Origin of the sequence: Flintibacter sp. HCN-6482 (genome assembly GCF_037892565.1) — a bacterium.
In the GTDB taxonomy this organism is placed as follows: domain Bacteria; phylum Bacillota; class Clostridia; order Oscillospirales; family Oscillospiraceae; genus Lawsonibacter; species Lawsonibacter aceti.
Window position 1 is genome coordinate 229,383 of sequence record NZ_JBBKBK010000003.1, and the last position, 17,358, is coordinate 246,740.

Consider the following 17,358-nt stretch of genomic DNA (forward strand, 5'->3'; position numbering starts at 1 on the left):
GAATGAACGAATTTATGGAGATCTCGCCACGCGAGGTCGGAGGAGTGTTTCTCATGTCTCAGAAGAACCGCAAGCTGGGCCGCACCAGCGATCAGCGCCGCGCTATGCTGCGCGCCATGGTCACCTACCTGCTGGAGAACGGCCAGATCAAGACCACTGTCACCCGTGCTAAGGAAGTGGCTCCCGTGGCCGAGAAGATGATCACCCTGGCCAAGGACAACACCCTGGCCTCCTACCGCCAGGCCCTGTCCTACATCACGAAGGAGGATGTGGCCAACAAGCTGTTTAAGGAGATCGGCCCCAAGTATGCCGAGCGCAACGGCGGTTACACCCGCGTCGTCCGCATCGGCCCCCGCCGCGGCGACGCCGCCGAGATGGCGATTATCCAGCTGGTGTGATAGACATTTGCAAGCCCCCTGGCATATGCCAGGGGGCTTTTGCGTCGACGGCGGCGGAAAACCAGGCGGGCGCCTCCGGCGGGGAAAAGCAGCCAGCCCCCTTTTTTTGACCCGCGCTATCTGCTATAATAGAAAAAAACGTGCCAAAGGAGCGCCTTCCTATGAAAATCATTGATGCCCACCTCCATCTCTTTCCACCCGATGAGCGAACTAACGCCATGGCCCAGGGAGTGGGACATATCAACTCGGTGGACCACCTGCGGGATGTCTATGGGGAACTGGAGATGGTACATGGAGTGGTCATGGGCAACCGGAGCTTGGACCCGGCCTACCATGCCTATCCGGCTGATTTGTTCCACTACTGTATCGGGCTGGACAGCTCCCTGCTGGAGGGTGGAAAGCGGCTCATCCCGGATCTGGCTGACCGTGTGGAGGAGAACCTGAAGCGGGATAACTGCTGCGGGGTGAAGCTCTATCCGGGCTATAATAAGGTCTGGCTCACCGACCCTGTCTATGAGCCTGTCTACGCCCTGGCGGCCCGCTATGACAAGCCTGTGGCCGTCCATATGGGGCTGACCTCGTTTTCCCGGGCCCATCTGAAATACTGCCACCCCCTCGCCCTGGATGAAGCCGCCGCCGACCATCCAAAGACCCGGTTTGTCATGTGCCACTTTGGGAACCCTTTTTTAGAGGCGGCCGCAGCGGTGGTGGAGAAGAACCGGAACGTATCCGCGGACCTGTCCGGTCTGTTGGAGGGGCGGGTGGATCTGGAGCGCTATTTCCGGGAGCAGGCGGGCTATGTATCCCTTCTCCGGACCTGGCTCACCGCTATCCTCCAGTGGGATGATATTATGTATGGTACGGATTGGCCTATCGTCAATTTGGAGGAGTATATTCGCTTCATTCAGGGGATTGTACCAGAGGAGCATTGGGAAAAGGTGTTTTTCCACAACGCAAACCGGATCTATGGACTTGGTCTGTGACCAGGTATAAGAGAGGGCGGAACCCCCTGGAAGGGGGTCCGCCCTCTTTTGAAGATAATAATCCTGTAATTTCCAAAAAATGTATGAAACCGTCCCACTCCGGGGCGGTTTTTTGTGTTAGATAGAAGGGGTCACGCTGCGGCTCCGGCCCGGCTGACCGGCAGAGGGGCGCATGCAGGGCGTGACAACTAGGCGTGCCGTATTTTACAGGCCCCTTCAGACAATCATGTCAAAGTGTATAAAAAAGGCGTACCCCGCAAAAGCCACACCCTTAACCTTACTCATTAAAGGAGGAACCATCATGTCAACCAACAAGACCCAACACTACCAGCTTAACCAATGGGAGGCGGAGGATAAGGTGCTCCGCACAGAGTTCAATGAGGACAATCAGAAGATAGACCAGGCGCTCCAGGAAAAGGCGGACCAGGAGGCGCTGACCGCCCTTCAAAGCCTAGTGTCTCAAAAGGCGGACAGCACCGACCTGGAGGAGATGCGGAGCAATTTAGTACAGATCGCGGCGGGGGCTTATACGGGGGACGGAGCGGCCAGCCGGCTGATCTCCCTTCCATTCTCACCTAAGGCGGTCTATCTGTGTGACAAGCAGGGCAGGACCTACGCCAGCGGCGCCAATCTGGCTGCTTACTATTACGGAGGACTGGCGGTAACTGGGAATCCGGCAACCGCTGGAGAGACCGCTTTGGTCACCTTGGAGGCGGGGGGCTTCCGGGTGGTACACAAAAGTTCGAACGGCGATTACTATGCCTCGAATGAAAAAAATACTGTATTTCACTATTTGGCCTTGGGATAAGAGGAAAAGCACCCCCGGAAATACCGGGGGTGCTTTCAGTCTAGGTGTCCAATCGCTCTAGAGTTCTAAAGAATAGAATTCTTAGGCCTCAGGAACGGTCATGGAGCCGGTGAAGAACTCGATATCACCGATGGTCTTGTTGCTCAGAGTCAGGGTGACACGGATCTTATCGCCGGAGGACAGCAGGTCGCTGCTGAAGTTGATGCCGTTGGAGTCAGCGACAACAGACTTCTCAGCGGTGAAGACCTCTTCCACAGTCTCCAGCTCATCCCAGCCCTTGTTGTAGAGCTCGATCTTGGCGGACAGGGTGACATCGCCCAGATTCTCGTAGTTCTCGCCGCCCTTCTGGACCTTGACATTCTTCAGAGTGAACTCGCCATTCTTATCAACGGTGAGCTCAATCTTCTTGCTAGCGAGAGAAACGACCTCGTAATCGCCGTTGTTGTTGTCGTCCTTATCAATCACGGTGTCCTCGTCGGGCACGATGACCAGAACGACCTCGGCCATAGGAGTATCGTCGCCGTCATCCTCAACGGTGACCACGAACACGCCGGTCAGGCCTTCCGCGTCGGTCTCGATGTCGCTGACACCGCCCACATAGACGGAGTCCACGTCGGTGTTGTCCTTCTTCAGCTCCACGACCACGAAGGTGGTGTCGTTGTTATAGCTGAAGTCAGACTGGCTGCCAGCGGTCAGGTTGCCCTTGCCGCTATTCAGGGACAGGATGTCCTTCTTGGCGTAGGTGGCATAGGACTCAAAGGCCTCCAGAGCGCCGCTCTCGTAGTCGCCCTTCTTGTCGGCAGTGGCGTCCACAACCAGCTTTACCTCGGTGGCGTGATCGTCGTTGTCACGCTTGGTGACCTGGTACAGGCCCTTGGTGACAATGTCGTCCTTAGCGGAGCTGCTGGAAACAATGAAGCCGCCCTCGACCTTCTCGCCGTTGATGTAGGCGCTGTTGTACTGGTACAGCTTGTCGCCGTTGTCGTTGACGACCTCAGGATCGGTGCCGCTGATGAAGACGAAGTCGTCGTCCTCGGCGGAGGAGCCGCTGGAGCTGGACATGAACAGGATGGTGATCACGCCGTCATCCTTCACAGCGGCGCCCACGATGTCCTCCTGGCTGGAGACGTTCTTATAGCCAGTCCACACCTTGTCGTCGTCGGTGTTGATGAACACGGTGTCGCTGTCAGCGGTGCCGATACGGTCGCTGCCACGATACACGGAGGCGTTGTCGCGCTCCACCTTGCCCTTACCATTGGAGGCATCAAACAGGATCTGCTCGAAGTTAGCATAAGAGGCGGATTCCAGGTCGTACTCGCTGCCGCTCTGGTTCCACTTGTAGATGTGGCCTTCAGTGGGGACGCGCTTGTCACCGGTGCCCTTCCAGTAAGCATCCACACCGTCGATTTCGTCGATGTCGATCTTCTCCTCGGTGCCGTCAGCAAAGACGACCTTGGCGGACACGTCGCCATAGGCGGAGTCAACGCCAGTGACGAACAGGTAGTCGTCCACGGAGTCCTCAGCGCCCTCGATGGCCACGGCGTTGCCGTAGGTATCCAGGTACAGAACGACCTCGTTGTCGATGTCAGGGTTGGTGAAGTTGTCACCGTCGTCCAGGTTGACCAGGCCCTTAGCGGAATTGATCACGGTGGTGCAGTAAGCGCGGTTGTAGTTGTAGGTGGTGCCGTCCAGCTTCACATAGTCGTTGTCCTTGACGGAGCTGACGGTGCCCTCAACGATCTCGGCCTTGGCCATGGACTGAATCTCAGTTCCGCCGATGGTCAGGACCACGATGTCCTCCTTGGAGAACTTCTGATCGGTGTCAAACTCGTTCTCGGCCTTGGAGGGCTTATCGCTCTTGTAGGAAATGGTCACGGTGTAGTCGTCGCCATTGTCCTCCACCTTGGTGACCTCAGCCACGAAGGTGTCGATGATGGTCACAACGACATCTTCCTCAGTGGAGTCCACATACAGCTCGGTCAGCACGCCGTTGCCAGTCTCCTGCCAACGCTCGCTGCTGGTCTTGCCATAGTCCAGAACGTCCTTGCCGTTTACGCGGTCCATGTCCTCAACGATCTCGCCGTTGCGGTACACAGTCCACTTGTAGTTGTCATAGGCGGCGGAACCAGCGGCAGTGTACAGGTCCTTCTCGCTGACCTTGCCAGTCCAGGTCTGGTCGGCAGAGTCGGAGTAGGTGCCGATGGTAGAGCTCTTGTAGCTCCAGGTGGTGGCGGGGCGGCCGAAATCGTCGGTCTCGTCCTTGCACTCCAGGTCGCCGTCATACAGGTCCTCGCCCAGCTCCTTGGTGTAGCCGGAAACATTGGACATGCTCAGGCCGGTGCGGTCGTCAATGGCCTTGTACATCTTGTCATTGCTGACCAGCTGATAGTACTTGACGCTGCCGCCGCTGACGGACACGCCGTTGCCATTGACATTGATGGTGTCGTTGTCAGCCTCAACCTGATAGGACTTCAGGGTGTTCAGAGCCAGCTGGGCAACATCGTTGCGGGTCATGGGGGCCACAGCGGTGGCGTTCACGTCCTTGTACAGGTCGATCTTGTTGGCCTCGCGGATGGTGGCCATCTGCCAGTCCTCGCCGAAATCGGACTGATACTGGAAGTAGCCCAGGGCCTTCATCATCATCAGAGCGGCCTGAGCGGCGGTGACGGAGTCGCTGCCGCCAAAGGTCTTGGCGTCGTAGCCGGAAATGATGCCGTGGGTGTAGCAGGCGGCCACATAGGGTTCAGCCCAGGAAGGCACGTCGGTAAAGGGAGCGGTGCCAGCGTAGTTGGACACCTTGTAGTCCAGCATGTTGGACATGATGACGGCCATCTCGTTGCGGGTGACGTTGGCGTCGGGGTTGAACTTGCCGTTCTCGTCGCCGGTCATGACACCGACTTTCTGGAGAACTTCGATGGCTTCCACGTTGTTTTCGGAAGACACATCGACGTAGCTCGCGCCGGAACCGACTACCATCAGGCCCATGACCATGACGGAAGCCAGAGCCAGGCTAAGAGCCCGCTTCAGGTTTCTCATTCGGGATTCCTCCTTAAATTTTTTCGGGGTGATTTCTTGAAAATCCCCCGCATTTTTGAGGTTTTGAGGACTTTTAGGGACACTTAGCCCTGTATAACGCCCCTTGCACAGCAAAAAAGGTGAGGAAAACCCGCTAAGAGCAAATAAAAAAGGGCGCTTTTCCAAAGAAAAAGTGCCCTTGGTAGACATCTGGTAGACACCCAGAAAATGGAAAAGCGGGAAAGCCCTGTTTCCCAGCGCTTTCCCGCTTTTTTTGGTAGACATTTGGTAGACATAGAAGAGAGAAACAATTTGGAATGTCTACCAAATAGGGCCTCAAAAAATTCACAAAATCGTAACAGGTCTTTGAGTTGACACAGGGGGAGATGGTGTGTATAATATGCGACAGGCTGTCATAAGCGACAGGTCGTCATAAGGGAGGACGCATATGCCAACCAGTACATTTTTTCGCCTGCCGGAAGAAAAACGGCTGCGGCTGATGGACGCCTGCTGGGAGGAATGTACCCGGGTCAGATTCACTGATGTATCTATCAACCGTATCATTGCGGCTGCCCACATTCCAAGGGGTAGCTTCTACCAATACTTTACCGATAAGGAGGACATGATCCGTTACTTACTAAAAGGTGTACGGGAATATTTTATCCAAAGCCTGCGGGATATTTTGCATACCCATGAAGGTGATTTATTATCCCTTCCTCTTGGGGCGTTTGACCGTTTAGTTCAACAAAGAGGAGTCGCTGACCCAGTGCTGGCACGTTTTATTCAGGTCCTGCGCCTCAATCCGGGGATAGAGACCCAGAGCTTTTTGACAGAACGACCAGGATTGATGCCAGAACCTTTATGGGATGAGACGGATATGACCGGGCTGCGGCAACAGAATAGAGAGTATGCGGAACATATCTTTTTCCTGGGCATGGCTATTTTAGGCGGTGCTGTCGTGGAAACTCTACAGGAATATAGTCAGCGGGAGATACAACGTGATATCCTGCAAGCAAGAATCGATTTGCTGCGCTATGGCTGCGCAGCCCGGACACATGAGGAGGAAACCACATGAAACATAGGACCATCGCGCTGCTGCTGGCGGCGGCGCTGGGGCTGTCCCTGATTGGCGGGGCGGCTCTGGCTGTGGAGGACGACGCTGCGTCCTCCGGGAGCACCGCTGCCCAGACTGACGGGGCCCCAACCTCTGGAGAACCGGATGTTTCCCCGGAAAATACGGAAGGCGCCGAGGAGATGGAGAGCGCCGTCTATGGAGCGGACGCTGGGGAAGTGGAGGAGGAACAGGAGGAACAGCCGCCCGCGGAGGAATACATACCTGATCCGGTGGGCTCTATCAGTTTTACCAACTTGGAGCACCGCCTGCGGGAGAACAATCTGAATCTGTTAGCCTTGGAGGAGAGTATCCAGGCCATCGAGGCCATAGATTATGAAAAAATGACCGACGATATCCGCAAGCAGATCAACCAGATTGCCCAGGCCCAGTGGGGAATGATCACGGGGATTCCTGGGGGAATTGGCTCTATCGCCGCCTCCTCTATGGATGCCGCCTACGATTCCCTGCGGGATACCTTTGACGATTTGAAAGATGGAAAGATCCAGGAGGACAACGCCGCTGTCATCCGCCAGCTGGAAAACGCCCAGGAGCAGATTATAATGGCAGCTGAATCCCTATATGTGGCTTTGGTGGATTTGGAGTTGAATGACAGCGCCCTGGACCGCCAGCTGACTGCCCTGGACCGCACTATCCAGGAAATGGAGCTGCGCTATGAGCTGGGCCATATTTCCTCCCAGACACTGCGTCAGACACAGGCCAGCCGCACGGCCCTGGTCAGCGGTCAGCAAACACTGGAGATGAATATCTCCAACTACAAGGCACAGCTTGAGATGCTGATCGGAGCGGAGCAGACCGGGAACATCCAGCTTCAGGGGCTGCCCCAGGTCACCAGCCAACAGCTGGAGGAAATGGACCTGGAGGCGGATTTGGCTGCCGCCAAGGAGGTCAGCTACAATCTGTTTGCCGCCCAGCGCACCTTGGAAGACGCCCAAGAGGACTTTAAGGACGCTGGAAAGGATTACAATTACAACGAGAAAAAGTATCAGTATGTTTCCGCCCAGCACACCTGGGAATCTGCCCAATATACTTATCAGGCGACATTACAGAGCTTTGAAAACAGCTTTCGCTCCCTGTACCTCCAAGTGAAGGACTATAAGCAGGTGCTGGACGCCGCCAGGACCGCCTTGGCGGTGGAGCAGGACAATTACTCCGTGGCCCAACTGAAGCATAGCCAGGGCAGCTTGTCCGACAACGGGCTGTTGGAGGCGGAGGACAAGGTGAAGAGCGCCCAGGAAACGGTGGAGGGCGCTGAGGTCGACCTGTTTACCGCTTATAACAATTACCGCTGGGCCGTGGACTACGGCATTTTGAATTGAAGGAGAGCACCATGAAGCACACTCGTACGATTTCCACTGTCCTGGCGGCCGCCATGATCTTGTCCCTTGCCGCCTGCCAGTCTGGGGAGGAGGACAGCTCCCAGACAGATGTCCCCGCCGGCGTGGCGGTTCAGGTGGAGGAGGTATCCCGCCAGACCATCTCCACAGAGAACAAGGTGTCTGGCAAGGTGGTCGCTGACGGACAAGAGTCCATTTTTGTGGCTGTCAATGCCCAGTGTACCGCTGTCTATGTGGAGGCGGGTGATACCGTATCTGCCGGGGAGAAAATCTGCACACTGGATATGGCCAGCACCCTCTCCTCTTACAACGCCGCCAATATTAGTTACAGTTCCGCTGTTCAAAGCTACCAGGATCAGAAGGCAGTCTTTGACAGCCAGATCGCCTTATATGAGAAAAACCTCAGCGACCTGAAGGCGCTGAAGGAGATTGGGGCGGCTTCTCAGCTGGAGATCGATCAGGCTGAACTCCAGCTGGAGAGCGCCGTTGCAACCCGTAACTCCACGCTCTCCCAGTTAGAGGCTGGGATGCAGAGCTATAAATCTAATGTGGAGCAGCTGGCCACTGTTTTAGAGAATGTAGACAGTGGTGGAAATGTGATTTCCCCCGTTGCCGGGACTGTGGTTACTTTAAATGCCACAGAGGGTGGCTATGTATCTGCCTCTATGCCGGTAGCCGTGGTGGAGGGAGTGGACACCATGAAGGTCCAGGTGTCTGTGTCGGAGGCTCTGGTACCCAAGCTTGGCCAGGGAGATGAAGCCGACGTGACCATCAGTTCCCTGGGCGTATCCACGGTGGGGACCATCCGGGGCATCGAAAAGGCGGCCAATGCGCAGACCAAGCTATATACCGTCACTGTAGCCTTGGACGAGGACATCGAGGGCCTGCTGTCTGGTATGTTCGCCGATGTGACCTTCCACACGGACACCTCTGCGGACGCTGTGGTAGTTCCCACTGAGGCCATCCTGACCAGCGGTTCGACCCAATATGCCTTTGTAGTGGAGGATGGCGTGGCCAAGTACACCGAGGTGACGATTGGGCTGACCGGAAACGGTGTAACCGAGGTGACCTCTGGCCTGAGCGAAGGGCAGCAGCTCGTAACTGTGGGCCAGTCCTATCTGGCTGACGGCACTGCGGTGCGGATCGTATCCGGGGAGGATTGAGCCCTGATGAATACTGCAAAAGCCTGTATCCGCCATAAAGTAGCGACATTGTTGGCAGTCATCATGGTGGTCATCTTCGGTGTCCTTTTCAGCGCCCGCCTGCAAATGGCTCTGATGCCTAATATGGAAATGCCCATGGCTGTGGTGATGACTACCTATGTGGGTGCCAACCCCAGCGACATTGAGGATCTGGTGACCGCTCCATTGGAATCCGCTATTATGTCGGTTTCCGGTGTGGATGAGATCCAATCCACTTCGTCAGAGAGCGTCAGTACCATTCAAATTACTTACGAGGAAGGAACCGACCTAGACATTGCGGCTACCAAGCTGCGGGAGAAATTTGACATGGTTTCCCTGCCGGAGGACGCCGCAGACCCCATGATCATCAACATCAACGCCAGTGAACTGATGCCCACAGCTATGATTGCCCTGATGGGCGAGGACCTGTCCCAGCTCCAGACTCTGGCGGAGGATGAGATTGCTCCCGCCCTGGAGCGCATCGACGGAGTGGCACAGGTATCCGTCGGCGGCGGAAACGCGCAACAGATCGCCGTGGAGATTGACCCGGCCAAGGCGGCGGGCTTTGGCCTGTCTAACAGCTATATCAGTCAGTTCTTGGCAGGACAGAACCTGCTGTACCCCGGCGGCGATTTACAGAGCGGCTCGAAGAAGCTGACGGTGTCCACCGACGCCAAATACACCTCACTGGAGGATGTTGCCAACACCCTGATTACGCTGCCGGCCGGCGGGACAGTCCGTCTGTCCGAGGTGGCCGATGTCAGGATGGAGGCGGAGGACCTGGACGCGGTCGCTAAAGTAGGGGGAACCTCCTGCGTTATTCTTCAGGTATCCAAGCAGGCGGGAGGAAATGAAATGGCCGTGGCGCGGGCTGTGGAAACACGGCTCCAGGAGCTGGCGGCGGAGAACCCAAATATTCGTTACTCTGTCCCCTATATCGCCAGTGATTACATTGACCAGTCGGTGAACTCTGCCTTCAGCAACATCTGGCAGGGCGTCCTGCTGGCCGCTGTCGTGGTGCTGCTGTTCCTGCGCCGGGGAGGCTCTACCCTAACTATTTGTATCTCCATGCCCGTGTGCATCCTGTCTGTGTTCGTTCTGATGAGCGTGCTGGACCTGACCTTAAACATGATGAGTCTGGGCGGCATCGCCATGGGCGTAGGTATGATTGTGGACAACTCCATCGTCGTACTGGAAAACATCAACCGTTTTTCTGACGAAGGACACGATCGGTTGAGTGCCTGTGTCGATGGAACCCAGGAGGTCACCTCCTCTGTGGTAGCCTCCACCCTCACCACTCTGGCCGTGTTCGTCCCCTTGGGGCTGGTGGAAGGTATGGCGGGGGATATGTTCCGCGACTTCTGTCTGACCATTGCGTCGCTGATCGCGGCTTCTTTGATTATCTCTCTCACACTGGTGCCCCTTCTGTGCTACTTTACCCTGGATGAGGAGAAGGTCCGCCGCCGCAGGGAGAAGCAGGCCGCCCGGGCCCTGAAGAGGAGCGGTGGGGCTACCTTCTCCACCCGCCTGTTCCAGCGGATCTATCACGGCTATATGGGCCTTCTGGGCTATTTTGTCCGCCATCTGAAGATGGGGATGCTGGCCTCCCTTGGTCTGGTGGCAATATTTGTTCTCACCCTGGCCAACACCAAGATGGTCATGATCCCGGAAATGGATCAGAACAGCGTTTCCATCAGTATTGGAATGCCTATCGGCTCCTCTGTGGAGGAGGCCACCGCTATCTCCGATCGTGTCGCCGCCATTGTGGAGCGGGAGGTCCCGGAGATGGAAGATATGTATTACATCGCCCAGGGAGGCGGCTCCTCCATGATGTCCTCCGGAAACTCTGTGACCATGGGTGTCAACCTTGTGGGAAAGAGTGAGCGGGAGCGCAGCGCCTTTGATATTGAGGACGATCTGCGTCTGGCCCTGCAGGATATCGCGGGCTGCGAGATCACGGTCAGCGCCTCCAGCTCCATGACTATGATGAGCGGCAACGATATCAACGTAGAGGTCTCTGGCGATGACTATGATACGCTGGAGATGATCGCGAACGATCTGAAGGACCAAATTGCCGCCCTGCCTGACGCCGTGGATGTGGAGAGTTCTCTGTCCGAGGCTGTGGATCAGGTCAAGGTATCCATTCGGAGGGAGGCGGCCGCCCAATATGGCCTGACCGCCGCGTCTATTGGCTCCGCGGTCCGGTCGGAGCTAACCGGCGTCACCGCCACAACAGTTACCATTGACAACAAGGAGTATGATGTAGTGGTCAAGGGCGACGGGGCCGCCTCCGCCAGTCTGGATGCCCTGAAGTCCATGCCGGTTCCTTCCAGCTACGGGGGGACCATCCCCCTGTCCTCGGTAGCGGAGGTGACTGTGGAGCAGGCGCCCCAGAGCATCACACGCAGCAACCAGACCAGACAGGTCACCATCACCGGTGATACCATCAGCGGCGATACGACAGCGATGACCGCCGCCATCAATGAGATCCTGGACGGGTATGCCATGCCCCAGGGCTATGAGGCCCAGACCGCCGGCTCCTATGAGGATATGATGGAAAGCTTTGCTGACTTGGGCTTTGCTCTGGTGGTTGCGTTGCTGCTGGTCTACTTTGTGCTGGCGGTCCAGTTCGAGTCCTTTGCCATGCCGGTCATGGTCATGCTGATCCTCCCGGTGGCCTTTACTGGCGCTCTGTTCGCCCTGCCCCTCACTGGGCGGGACCTGTCCATCCTGGCGCTGGTGTCTATTATTATGCTGGCCGGTACGGTGGTCAACTCCTCTATCATCCTCGTGGAGTACATCAAGATCCGCCGCTCCAAGGGAGAAAGCCGGGAGGAGGCCATCCTCCACGCCTGCCCTCTGCGCGTCCGGCCCATTCTGATGACCACCCTGACTACGGTGATTGCCATGATCCCCATGGCCCTTGGTATTGGGGAGACCAACGAGATGATGACCGATATGGGCGTCACGATGATCTCAGGCATGGTCATATCTACGGTGATAACCCTGGTATTTACTCCAGTGTATTACTCAGTCATCGACGACTTGAGCCATACTTTCCGCCGGAAAAAGAAGGAGGCCGAACCCCCTGTCCCCGCTGAAGTGGGTTGAACCGGCCTAATAAAAAGCTCCCCTGTCCTGGACAGGGGAGCTTTTTTGAAAAGGAATAAAGTTGGCTTATAATTTCCAAAAAATGTATGAAACCGTCCTACTCCGGGGCGGTTTTTTGTGTTAGATAGAGGGAAAGACCGGCGCCCCAACAAAAGATTTCAAACGCAGAAAGGACGAAGGAATATGGCAAGCAGTTACACGGAATATTTCCAGCTCAATCAATGGGCGGCGGAGGATAAGGTGCTCCGTGCGGAGTTCAATGAGGACAACAGGAAGATAGACCAGGCGCTGAGGGCGCTGGCGGGGGCCGTGCCCCGGATTGTCACCGGAACCTATACCGGAGATGGGACCGAGAGCCGACTAATTGACCTGGGTTTTGCGCCAAAGGCAATATATGTTTCCACACAGGCCGGCAACACCTATGCCTCCGCCGGCAGCGGCCACTATGGCGGGCTGGCTTTAGCCGGACACCCCGTCCAGGTCAATCAGTACATGGTGCTGGAGATCGAGGGGACCGGCATCCGGGTCCACTTCAACCGGACGGAATATTTTGGGATCTACTCCAATGTGGCCAATACCATATATCACTATATGGCCCTGATATAAAGGACATCCCCCCGCACCTTACGGTGCGGGGGGATGGATGCCCAATGCAATAAGGACGTCTTTGTTTAGACGTATGCCCAATTATCAGCCGGCAAACACCTCGGTGATGACAACATACACAGAGGCCAGCAGGTCGGTGTCGGTGATATCATCCACATAGGTGGCGTAGACATTACCAGCAACCTTGTAGCCGTCGAAGCGGCCCTCCAGATCCCCGGCATCGATGCCCAGAGCGACCTCGTACTTGGCGTTGTCGTCGGTCATGATCTCATCCTTCAAAGTCTGACCATTGGTACTGCTCTTGGGCAGCATGACCAGGTTAATAGCGGTATCGTCATCCACTACGTAGCTCTTACCGCCGATGGTCAGAGTGCCACCGCTCACGGCAATCTTATCACCACCGCTGATATACAGGGGATCTACGGAAGCCTTGCTGCCAGCAACAAAGTTATTGCCGGCCTCATAGTAACCGTCGCTGTCGATGGAGTAGTCCTCGAAGATAGCACCAGCGGAGTAGGTGGTATCAATGGTCTTGGACTCAATGGTGATCTCCTCGCCATCCAGCAGAGCCTTCCATACATAGACCTTCTCGTTGTCCACATCGTTGATGTAGGTGGAGTCGTGCTTCAGCAGGAACAGGACGCTGTCGGTGGTAGCGTTGTCTATGTCGGCCTTGGCAGCCTCGACATAGACCAGGGAAAGCTTCTTGGCGGCATCATCCTTGGCGTTCATGGCATAAACGGTAGCGTTGTCAATGTTGGGTACGTTGGTGATGCCGGTGTACACATTGACGTTTTTGTTGCCGTCGGTCTGCTTCACCACAAAAATGGTGTCGGCGTTAGCGGCCTTGCTGCCGATGGAGACCTTGCCGTTGTCGATGCTCTGAGCGTTATCAGAGCCGATCTGGGCGCTGGTCTTGGCTTCCTTCAGGGTGTACTCATCACGGCTGTTCTTGGTGTAGGCGTACCAGCCGGCAATTGCGGTGGTTTTCGTTGTAATAGGGGTAGCTGAACTATTCAGATTACCGCTGCCGTCGCGCTCAAACAGATCCTTCACGGTGATTTCGCCGCGGGTGCCGTCAGAGAAGTAAGCATCGGCAATGACATTGGAGCCCAGGGTGCTGGACTCGGCAGCAGCATCGATATAAACATAGTTACCCACGGAGATGGAGGCGTTGTCCACATACAGGACGTAGCCGTTGGCATCGGTCACCACGGAGGCGGTGTCGGTGACAACATACTCGGTGGCATAGCCGTTGGAGGCGTCAGAAGCGGCCTTCTTGGCGTAGTCATACTGAGTGCCATCGATCTTCACATAGCCGGAGCCCCCGATAGAGAAGGCCTCAACGGTACCAGTAACGACCTCGGCCTTGGCCACGGACTTGATATCCCAGCTGCCGCCCTTCTTGGAGGCGGTGTACAGGATGTAGTCGTCGTCGGCGAAGTCCTTGATCTCCTCAAAGTCGTCCTCGTCCAGAACATTGACGCTCAGGCCGGCTTCAGGCTTAGTCTTAACGGTGACGTTGATGGTGCCCTTCTTCTCGCTGTAATCGTTGGTGGCCTGCATCAGATAGGTGTTGACATAGACCAGAGTAACGTTGCCGTCGTTGTCCAGATAGACCTCGGTGGTCACGCCCTTGCCGGACACGCCGCCGGCGGAGCTGTTGCGGCCGAAGTAATTGCTCTTGGGAGTAGCGGTGTCCTGCACGCCGTCCACATAGACGACCAGCTGATCCTCGTCGCCAGCGGCAAGGGCAGTGGTCTTCAGAGTCAGGTCATCCACCACACTGCTGCCCACCAGGTCGTACAGAGCGGCGCGGGAGGCCTTAGCGGTGTAGGTGGCGATGGGGGTGTCGGCGAAGGTGCCGATGGAGGTGGACTTATAGCTCCACTTGGTGCCGGGACGACCGAAGTCATCAGTTTGGTTCTCCTTCTGCTTCAGATCGCCGTTGTACAGCTTCTCGCCCAGCTCCACGATGGGGCCGGAGATGCCGCTCAGGCTGTAGGCAGACTCAGCCACGCTGATGGTCTTGGCATAGTCCTTGTTGCTGGTCACAAAGTAGTAGTTGACCTTGCCGGCCTGGACCTGCACGCCGGGGGCGGTGACGTTGATGGTGTTGTCATCGGGCTCCACCATGCCGGACTTCAGGGTGTTCAGCACCAGCTGGGCCAGGTCGTTGCGGGTCATAGCCTCGCGCACGCCGGCATCCACGTCGTCAAACAGCTCAATTTTGGCGCCCTGGCGGGTGGTGGCCAGCTGCCAGTCATCACCGAAGTCGTCCTGATACTGGAAGTAGCCCAGGGCCTTCATCAGCATCAGAGCGGCCTGGGCAGTAGTGACGGAGTCGCTGCCGCCGTAGGTGGTGGCGCTGATACCGGAAGTAATGCCGTTGGTGTAGCAGGCGGCCACATAGGGTTCAGCCCAGGCGGGCACATCGGTAAAGGGAGAGGTGCCGGCGTAGCTGGCTACGCGGTAGTCCATCAGGTTGGACATGACCACGGCCATCTCGTTACGGGTGACCAGTGCGTCGGGGTTGAAGTTGCCGTTCTCGTCGCCGGTCATAATGCCGACAGTCTCGAGAACTTCGATGGCTTCCTTGTTGTCCTCGGAAGACACATCGGCGTAGCTCGCGCCGGTGCCGACTACCATCAGGCCCATGACCATGACGGAAGCCAGAGCCAGGCTAAGAGCCCGTTTCAGGTTTCTCATTCGGGATTCCTCCTTAAATTTTTTCGGGGACTTTTCCGACAAAATCCCCATTTTTTCGAGGCTTTGAGGACTTTTTATGGCATCAGCCCTGTATAACGCCCCTTGCACAGCAAAAAAGGTGAGGAAAACCCGCTAAGAGCAAATAAAAAAGGGCGCTTTTCCAAAGAAAAAGTGCCCTTGGTAGACATCTGGTAGACACCCAGAAAATGGAAAAGCGGGAAAGCCACGTTTCCCAGCGCTTTCCCGCTTTTTTTGGTAGACATTTGGTAGACCAATGAGAAAAAAGTGTGCGTCGGCGGCAAAAGAGCATTTTAGGCCTTTTCGGTCAGGTATCACAGTTGTCCCCACAATCAGCCTACGATTTCGATCAAAAAGGTGCTATCTTTTTTGGAGCGCATATGTTAAGATGATATACGGATAATTTTGACGATTTGGAAAAGGAGCAGAAGACGACATGATCACTGTCACCGATTTAAGCCTGAATTACAGCGGCACCCCGCTGTTTTCTCACGTGGACTTGCAATTCCTCCGGGGCAACTGTTATGGCATCATCGGGGCCAACGGCGCTGGCAAATCTACCTTTCTCAAGATTCTGTCCGGTGAACTGGACTCCACATCCGGAGAAGTAAATATCCTGCCCAATATCCGTATGTCTGTCCTCAAGCAGGACCAGAATGCTTATGACGCCTACAACGTAATGGACACCGTAATCATGGGCAACCAGCGACTGTACGACATCGGCAAGGAGAAGGAGGCCCTCTACGCCAAAGAGGAGATGACCGACGAGGACGGTATGCTGGCCTGCCAGTTGGAGGAGGAGTACGCCGAGCTGGGGGGCTGGGAGGCGGAATCAGACGCCAGCCGCATCCTCCAGGGGCTGGGTATCGGTACGGAGCTGCACTACAACGACATGGCCACTCTGGACCCCCGGCTGAAGGTGAAGGTGCTGCTGGCCCAGGCCCTGTTTGGTAATCCCGATCTGCTGATGATGGACGAGCCCACCAACAACCTGGACATTGACGCGGTCAACTGGTTGGAAGACTTCCTGCTGGACTTTGAAGGCACGGTTATTGTGGTATCCCATGACCGCCATTTCCTGAACACTGTATGTACCCACATCGTGGACATCGACTATAACAAGATTAAGATGTATGTGGGCAACTACGACTTCTGGTATGAGTCCTCCCAGCTGGTGCAGCAGCTGATTAAGAATCAAAACAAGCGCAACGAGGAGAAGATCAAGGAGCTGCAGGACTTCATCTCCCGCTTCTCCGCCAACAAGTCCAAAAGCAAGCAGGCCACCGCACGACGGAAGCTGCTGGATAAGCTGACGGTGGAGGAGATGCCTGCCTCTTCCCGCCGTTATCCCTGGGTGGCCTTCTCTCCCGACCGAGAGGTGGGCAAGGATATCCTCTTTGTCACCGACGTATCCAAGACCATTGACGGGGTAAAGGTGCTGGACAAGGTGTCCTTCATCGTAGGCCACGGGGACAAGATCGCCTTTGTGGGCGACAACGAGAACGCCCACACCGCCCTGTTCAAGATCCTGGCCGGAGAAATGGAGCCAGACGAGGGCACTGTGAAGTGGGGACAGACCGCCACTTTCTCCTACTTCCCCAAGGATAACACCCCCTACTTCCAGGACAACGACGACAACCTGGTCCAGTGGCTACGCCAGTTCTCCCCCGATCCCCAGGAGCAGTACCTCCGGGGCTTCCTGGGCCGGATGCTCTTCTCCGGGGACGAGGTATACAAGCCGGTGAAGGTCCTCTCCGGCGGTGAGAAGGTGCGCTGTATGCTGTCCCGGATGATGCTCTCTGGGGCCAACGTCCTCCTGCTGGACCAGCCCACCAACCACCTGGACCTGGAGTCCATCGCCGCCCTGAACAAGGGACTGGAGGCCGTGAAATGCAACGTGCTCGTAGCCTCCCACGACCACCAGCTCATCCAAACGGTATGTAACCGAGTCTTTGACTTCACTGCCGATGGAAAGCTCATCGACCGGAAGACCACCTATGACGAGTATCTGGAGAGCCAGAAGGCCGAGTAAGATTTTTCGCAACAGCCAGAGAGAAGAA

At 56.2% G+C, this 17,358-nt stretch carries 11 protein-coding genes; 9 read left to right on the top strand and 2 right to left on the bottom strand.

The annotated features are described in order from the left end of the window. The first annotated feature begins 53 nt into the window (after positions 1–53). The 3 genes from rplQ (at position 54) to WKS99_RS10795 (ending at position 2,189) form a co-directional block, all read left to right on the top strand. Positions 54–398, top strand: a complete 345-nt coding sequence (gene rplQ, locus WKS99_RS10785) for a 50S ribosomal protein L17 (protein WP_147572401.1) — start codon at positions 54–56, stop codon at positions 396–398. A gap of 161 nt (positions 399–559) precedes the next feature. Further along, positions 560–1,381: an amidohydrolase family protein gene (locus WKS99_RS10790; RefSeq protein WP_340405923.1), complete on the top strand. Its 822-nt coding sequence runs from the start codon at positions 560–562 to the stop codon at positions 1,379–1,381. Positions 1,382–1,682: 301 nt separating this feature from the next. Next, positions 1,683–2,189 (top strand): hypothetical protein, encoded by a 507-nt coding sequence (locus WKS99_RS10795; protein ID WP_186852896.1) that lies wholly within the window; start codon positions 1,683–1,685, stop codon positions 2,187–2,189. An 81-nt stretch (positions 2,190–2,270) separates the two neighbouring features. Here WKS99_RS10795 and WKS99_RS10800 read toward each other — a convergent pair whose 3' ends face one another. Then, positions 2,271–5,225, bottom strand: a complete 2,955-nt coding sequence (locus WKS99_RS10800) for an S-layer homology domain-containing protein (protein ID WP_340405924.1) — start codon at positions 5,223–5,225, stop codon at positions 2,271–2,273. A gap of 427 nt (positions 5,226–5,652) precedes the next feature. On the opposite strand from WKS99_RS10800, the gene WKS99_RS10805 reads away from it, so the two are divergent. From WKS99_RS10805 to WKS99_RS10825, 5 genes are all read left to right on the top strand, one after another. Further along, complete coding sequence (locus WKS99_RS10805; RefSeq protein WP_147572335.1) at positions 5,653–6,279, top strand: TetR/AcrR family transcriptional regulator; 627 nt, start codon at positions 5,653–5,655, stop codon at positions 6,277–6,279. Continuing rightward, positions 6,276–7,655 (top strand): TolC family protein, encoded by a 1,380-nt coding sequence (locus tag WKS99_RS10810; RefSeq protein ID WP_340405925.1) that lies wholly within the window; start codon positions 6,276–6,278, stop codon positions 7,653–7,655. The genes WKS99_RS10805 and WKS99_RS10810 overlap by 4 nt, the downstream gene beginning before the upstream one ends. Positions 7,656–7,666: 11 nt before the next feature. After that, positions 7,667–8,836, top strand: a complete 1,170-nt coding sequence (locus WKS99_RS10815; RefSeq protein WP_147572333.1) for an efflux RND transporter periplasmic adaptor subunit — start codon at positions 7,667–7,669, stop codon at positions 8,834–8,836. 6 nt (positions 8,837–8,842) lie between these two features. Further along, on the top strand, positions 8,843–11,965 hold the full coding sequence (locus WKS99_RS10820; RefSeq protein ID WP_186852893.1) for an efflux RND transporter permease subunit: 3,123 nt from the start codon (positions 8,843–8,845) through the stop codon (positions 11,963–11,965). A gap of 183 nt (positions 11,966–12,148) precedes the next feature. After that, a complete protein-coding gene (locus tag WKS99_RS10825) occupies positions 12,149–12,571 on the top strand; it encodes a hypothetical protein (protein ID WP_340405926.1) in 423 nt (140 codons plus the stop codon). 84 nt (positions 12,572–12,655) lie between these two features. Here the strand turns inward: WKS99_RS10825 and WKS99_RS10830 are convergent, their stop codons facing one another. After that, positions 12,656–15,280 carry an S-layer homology domain-containing protein gene (locus tag WKS99_RS10830; RefSeq protein WP_340405927.1) on the bottom strand — a complete coding sequence of 875 codons (2,625 nt, stop codon included), beginning with the start codon at positions 15,278–15,280 and terminating at the stop codon, positions 12,656–12,658. Positions 15,281–15,734: 454 nt separating this feature from the next. Between WKS99_RS10830 and WKS99_RS10835 the strand changes: the two genes are divergently transcribed. After that, positions 15,735–17,330: an ABC-F family ATP-binding cassette domain-containing protein gene (locus WKS99_RS10835; RefSeq protein ID WP_147572376.1), complete on the top strand. Its 1,596-nt coding sequence runs from the start codon at positions 15,735–15,737 to the stop codon at positions 17,328–17,330. Positions 17,331–17,358 lie beyond the last annotated feature (28 nt).

Bases quoted from the DNA above. Each gene is read 5' to 3' on its own strand.
- rplQ (WP_147572401.1), top strand. From the start codon at position 54: ATGTCTCAGAAGAACCGCAAGCTGGGCCGCACCAGCGATCAGCGCCGC.
- WKS99_RS10790 (WP_340405923.1), top strand. From the start codon at position 560: ATGAAAATCATTGATGCCCACCTCCATCTCTTTCCACCCGATGAGCGA.
- WKS99_RS10795 (WP_186852896.1), top strand. From the start codon at position 1,683: ATGTCAACCAACAAGACCCAACACTACCAGCTTAACCAATGGGAGGCG.
- WKS99_RS10800 (WP_340405924.1), bottom strand. From the start codon at position 5,225: ATGAGAAACCTGAAGCGGGCTCTTAGCCTGGCTCTGGCTTCCGTCATG.
- WKS99_RS10805 (WP_147572335.1), top strand. From the start codon at position 5,653: ATGCCAACCAGTACATTTTTTCGCCTGCCGGAAGAAAAACGGCTGCGG.
- WKS99_RS10810 (WP_340405925.1), top strand. From the start codon at position 6,276: ATGAAACATAGGACCATCGCGCTGCTGCTGGCGGCGGCGCTGGGGCTG.
- WKS99_RS10815 (WP_147572333.1), top strand. From the start codon at position 7,667: ATGAAGCACACTCGTACGATTTCCACTGTCCTGGCGGCCGCCATGATC.
- WKS99_RS10820 (WP_186852893.1), top strand. From the start codon at position 8,843: ATGAATACTGCAAAAGCCTGTATCCGCCATAAAGTAGCGACATTGTTG.
- WKS99_RS10825 (WP_340405926.1), top strand. From the start codon at position 12,149: ATGGCAAGCAGTTACACGGAATATTTCCAGCTCAATCAATGGGCGGCG.
- WKS99_RS10830 (WP_340405927.1), bottom strand. From the start codon at position 15,280: ATGAGAAACCTGAAACGGGCTCTTAGCCTGGCTCTGGCTTCCGTCATG.
- WKS99_RS10835 (WP_147572376.1), top strand. From the start codon at position 15,735: ATGATCACTGTCACCGATTTAAGCCTGAATTACAGCGGCACCCCGCTG.